We start from the raw sequence: 5,084 nt of genomic DNA on the forward strand, positions 1-5,084 counted from the left end.
CGGACACCACGCCGTCCACGGCGGTGGCCAGCGCGGCGGGCAGGGCCAGGGCGGCGGCCGTCGACAGGGCGACGGCCGCCGCGGTCACCGCCAGGGGCGCCCAGAGGCCGCGCGCCGTGGCGGCGAGGAGGCGATCACCATCCCGCCGCGTCACCTGCCCGGCGTGGGAATCCGAGGCTTGGTCCGGCATTAGCGGGCCACGACACCGGTTATGAAGCTCGGCAGCGTGCAGGTGCACCCGCAGGGATACAGCCTGGACTCCTGGGCGGCCGGGAGCAGGTCAAGAGTGGTGATGTCGAGTTCCATCGGTTTTCCTTTCTTCTTTCACGCCGCCGGATCGAGGCGGCTTGGGTACCGGCCCGGCTCGCGGAAGGGCACGGACCGAAACGCACGTCCCGGGGAACCGGTCCGGCGGCCCGCGCCTCAGCCGGCGCGGTCCTGCTCGTTGCGCAGGAAGCCGAGCACGCGCTTCCCGGTGGCATGCCCGCCGATGTCGGACAGCGGGTCGTGGCCCGCGCCGGGAACCTCCAGATAGGTCACCGGCGCGGCGTCGGGGTGGCGGGTTCGCCGCAGCCGCTCGTGCAGGCGGCGGGAGTGGCCGACCGGGATGATCGGGTCATCCTCGCCGTGCACGATGAGCAGCGGCAACCGGATGCGGTCGGCCAGCCGGAGCAGATCGCGCGGCCCGAGGTCGTCATCGTGGATCTCCTCGCGCCCGCCCAGCCGGTCGATCAGGTTGCGAACCGAGATCGGCCCGTCCTCGTAGAGCAGTCGGCCGGACAGGAACGGCGCGACGACCACGGCCCGCTCCCACAGATCCGGCTCCGCCGCCGCGGCCAGCAGCGCCAGGTACGCGCCATAGCTCGCGCCGTAGAGCATGGGCCGCGGCCGGCCCGGGCCGCGCTCGGCCGCCAGCCGGCGGCCCAGGTGCAGGATGTCGGCCAGGTCGGGACCGCCCCAGGCGCCGTGGATGGAGTCGCGGTGGGCCGCGCCGTAGCCGGTGCTGCCCCGCTGGTTGGGCGCCACCACCGCGATCTCCTCGGCGGCGAGGCGCTGGAACAGCGGGTCGAAGTCGAGCTGCCACGCGGCCTCGGGGCCGCCGTGCAGCGCCACCACCAGGCGCGGGGCGCCGGCCGGATCGCCGTACACGACGGCCTCCGTGCTGCCCGCCGGCGCCGGATACTCCCGCGCCCGCGGCGAGGCCCACCCGGACCAGTGTTCGCCGGTCGCGGCCAGGACGCGCGGCCGGGACGGGTCCGGAATCGTGATGACGCCCGTCGGACGGTCGGCGGCGCTGTGCACCAGATGCAGGCCGGCGTCGGACCAGTGGGCCGTCGGATGCAGGGCACCGGGCGGCAGCTCGATCTCCTCGGGGGCGTCCGCCGTCAGATCATGGACCAGCAGGTGGGAGCGGGCGCGGCGGGTGACCGACAGGGCCAGGAGCCGCCCGGTGGGGTCCAGCGCCAGCGGGGCCACGCTGCCCTCGACGGCGTTCAGCCGATCGGGGAAGGCCGTCGGCGCCGGGTCGTCGAGGCGGCGCACGCCGAGCCGGTAGCCGCCACCGTGCGGCGCGGCGGTCAGCAGCACCCCGCCGCGGGGCGCGGCCAGCAGCAGGTGCTCGCCGGCGGGCAGGCCGAGGGACGTGATGGTGCCGCGCGTCAGATCCAGGACCACGGTGCCCGTCCCCGGCTCGCCGGTGGCCAGCGCGAGGGCGTGCCCGCGCTCGTCGAGCCAGACCGCTCCGCCGATCGAGTGTGGTACCCGGGTGATCTGTTCCGGCGGCACGGCCCCGCCGGGCAGGCGCCACACCGTGGTGCCCCCGTCCCCGTCCATCTCCAGCACCAGAGCGGGGGTCCGCGCCGGACCGGGGAGGAGCCGCAGACCGCCTCTTCGGACGGCGATCAGCTCGACCTCCTCGACCGGTCGCCCGCCCTCGGCACGGGACGCGGCGAAGGTGAGCCGCGAGCCGTAGGCTCCGGACCGGCACAGCAGCAGGTCGCCGTCGTCCGCGGGCAGCGGCACGCTCGCCGCGCTCTCGCCGTCTCGGGTGCGTACCGCCCGGGGCCGGGGCTCGGGGCCGGTGAGGTCCCACAGTTCCGGGTACATCGCGGGGTCGCGGTCGTCGGCGGCCAGGCAGGCGGCGTACCTTCCGCCGGGGGAGAAGCGGAAGTTCAGCCGGTGGACGAACGACCGCTGCCGCCCGCCGGTCACCGTGGCGGCCGGGCTCATCGTGTCGGAGATCATCACACCTTGCCGCCGCGCGTCCATGCCTCGGCGCCCGTCTCGGCCATCCACCGGCGCGGACCGCCGTGTCGCAGCCGGTGCAGGAAGTCCAGCACCCCGGCCAGCCCGGTGTTCCAGGCGACGGAGATGTCCTCACCGGAGAGCTCGTCGGGCACCACCATGAGCCCGTCGCGCAGGACGGCGCGCGCCCACAAGGACGCCGCCAGTTCCTCCGCCTGGTCGTGATAGGCGCGCTCGCCGAGCAGGTCGGCCATGTCCAGCAGGAACTGCCCGTCGCCGGCGATTCCGTGACACGCGGCCGTCCCCGAGGTCAGCCGGCTGCCGTGGACGGCCAGCGCGGCCGCGTGGGCGGCGTCCCGGAAGCGCTGGTCCCCGGTCGCCGCGTACAGGCGCACCAGGTAGGTGCCGACGCCGGAGGAGCCGTTGCACCAGTGCGGCAGCTTCGTCCCGCCACCCGGGCCCTCGGCCCACCAGGCGCTCTCCCCGCGGTACTCGGCCGCGCCGAGCAGGGTCTCCCCGGCGAGCAGGGCGGCCTCCAGGCAGTCGTCCCGGTCGAGCGCGACCCCGGCGGCCAGCAGATACGCGCCGACCCCGGCGATGCCGTGCGCGAAGCCGTAGTGCTCCGTACCCGCCAGCGCGGAACCGAAGTCCCTGGGGATGGGCCACAGCACACCATCAGGGGTCCGTTGCGCCGCCTTGAGCAGGCCGTCGGCGCAGGCGTCCGCCAGGTCCCGGAACCGCGGGTCGCCGGTGGCGCGCCACAGGTGCAGCAGGGCCGTCCCCGTCCCGGCCGCGCCATGGCAGATGTCCGGGTTGGGCCAGGTGACCGGCAGGTCCAGCCCCAGCTCCACGCCGGCGGTGCGCAGGCTCTCCCTGTCGAGCGCGCGGCCGGCGTCGTGCAGGGCCACGGCGATGCCCGCCCGGCCGAAGTACAGGCCTGGGGAGGGCCGCTGTTCGCGCGCCAGCCGCCGCACCGTCCAGTCCGCCGCTTCCCGCAGGGCGACGGTCAGGCTGGCCCGGGTGTCCGGCGGCAGCGCGTCGTCCGCCCGAGCGGGGTCCAGCACGGCGGCCCACAGAGCGATCACCCCGGCGGAGCCGTACTGGACGGCGCACGGGTCGGCGGTCAGGCCGAAGCCCCAGTTGGGCCACAGGCGGGCGACCGGCTGCTCGCCGGTGCCGGGCGACATGGTGCGCAACGTGTAGGCGAGCCCGTCGTGGAGCAGGCGGTCCTGCTCGGCCGCGCCCAGCCGGAAACCGGCGGTCCGGGTGGCGGATCCCAGGGCGGCGACGTCCACGTCGTCCAGGAACTCCCGCACCCGCGGCAGGTCCCAGCGCTGCGCGGGATCCTCGCGCATCAGGCCCAGGATCAGCGGGGACAGCGCGGTGGCCAGCGGGTCGTCCGCAGCCGCCACCCGCACCACCGTCTCCACCCGCTCGTCCCAGGACCGCGCGTCGGTGGGCCGGTCCCGCAGGTAAGGCGGCTGGCAGGAGGTGGCCGTGAACAACGTCGTCGCCCCGAGCGCGTACAGGTCGGCCTCCACGCCGAGCGCGGGAGCGTACAGGGCGGAGTTCACCTGCTCGGGCGGTGCGTAACCGGGAGTGAACGCGCGCCCGACCGGCGCGCCGGGCACGACGGTCATCTCCAGGTCGATCAGGCGGCAGTCGCCGTCCTCGGTCACCATGATGTTGTTGGGCGTCAGGTCGCGCAGCACATGGCCCTGTTCGTGCACGACGGCGACCAGCGCGGCCAGGCGGCGCAGGACGCCCAGCACGACGCCGGGCCGGTCGTGCTGAGCGGCCTCCCAGTTGTTCAGCGGGGTGCCCGCGATGTGTTCCTGCGCCAGGAACAGGTTGTCGTTCTGTTCGAAGAGGAGCACCTTGCGCGCCGTGACGCCCAGCGGCCCGAAGATCTCCAGCATGCGCGCCTCATGGCGCATCCGGTCCCGATCATCGGTTCCGTCGAGCCCGGCGCTCAGGTGGGGACGCGCCTGCTTGATCACCGCCTGACCGCCGTCCGTGCGGTCCTCCGCCAGGAACACCCCGCCCTTGGCGCCGTGCCGGATGGCCTCGCGCACCACGAACCGGTCGGCCAGCAGGACCGCCTCCGGTGCGGTGGTCCTGGCCGGAGTGCGACCCGAGTCGAACGGGCAGGTCACCCACGCCGGCGGGGAGTACCACGCTCTGCGCTCGTCGGTCTCCTGAGTGCCGTCGGGCGCGGTGAGTCGCGAGGCGTAGGAGCCGTCGTTGTCGAGCACACTGGGCGCCGAGAACACCCCGAAGCGGTAGTACACCAGGCTGCCCGGCCGGTAGATCCGGTCGGAGAGGATCGGCGCGCCCGGCAGGCCGTAGGTGGCCTCGTGCAGTTCCTCCGCGATCTCCACCGCGCTCGCGTCGTCGGGCGGGTAGACCGTGATGAACTTGCCCACCGACCCCCGGTCCTGGTTGCGTGCCACGAGCCGGCCCAGCTCGTCGAAGTCGGTGGCGTACTTGAAGGGGCAACGGCGGCGCCCCAGCACCCGCACCGCGCGCGCCAGCACCACCGAAGCCGACAACGGCGTCGCCGCCACATGCAGCTTCCAGCCCTGCGCCTGCGTGGTCGCGTCGGCCGGGGTCACGTACGTCCAGGGCGAGTCGACGTGGAGATCCCAACCTGGGATGCCGTCGGACCCGGTACCGGATATCGAGTCCTTGTCACCCGCTATGCGATGCAATGTCGCACGGGCAATGTCCCCCAGGACATGACGGTCTGCACCGGAGACGCCGTCCCCCGCCGAACCACGTTCACTCACGACGCCGAATCTCCATTCGTGTTCTCCGGCAGGGGCCGATGTCGAGCCATC

The 5,084-nt window shown here is 74.3% G+C and carries 3 protein-coding genes; all 3 read right to left on the bottom strand.

Translation table 11 applies throughout. The features are described 5' to 3' along the window. Window positions 1–189: 189 nt before the first annotated feature. Entirely contained in the window at window positions 190–306 is a 117-nt protein-coding gene (locus ABZ260_RS46165; protein WP_355630946.1) for an ALQxL family class IV lanthipeptide, read from the bottom strand. Window positions 307–423: 117 nt separating this feature from the next. Beyond that, window positions 424–2,244: an alpha/beta fold hydrolase gene (locus ABZ260_RS46170; protein ID WP_355630949.1), complete on the bottom strand. Its 1,821-nt coding sequence runs from the start codon at window positions 2,242–2,244 to the stop codon at window positions 424–426. Beyond that, window positions 2,244–5,033, bottom strand: coding sequence for a class IV lanthionine synthetase LanL (gene lanL, locus ABZ260_RS46175; RefSeq protein WP_355630952.1), 2,790 nt, complete (start codon window positions 5,031–5,033; stop codon window positions 2,244–2,246). The genes ABZ260_RS46170 and lanL overlap by 1 nt, the downstream gene beginning before the upstream one ends. Window positions 5,034–5,084 lie beyond the last annotated feature (51 nt).

The organism is Streptosporangium sp. NPDC006013 (genome assembly GCF_040614275.1).
Classification (GTDB): domain Bacteria; phylum Actinomycetota; class Actinomycetes; order Streptosporangiales; family Streptosporangiaceae; genus Streptosporangium.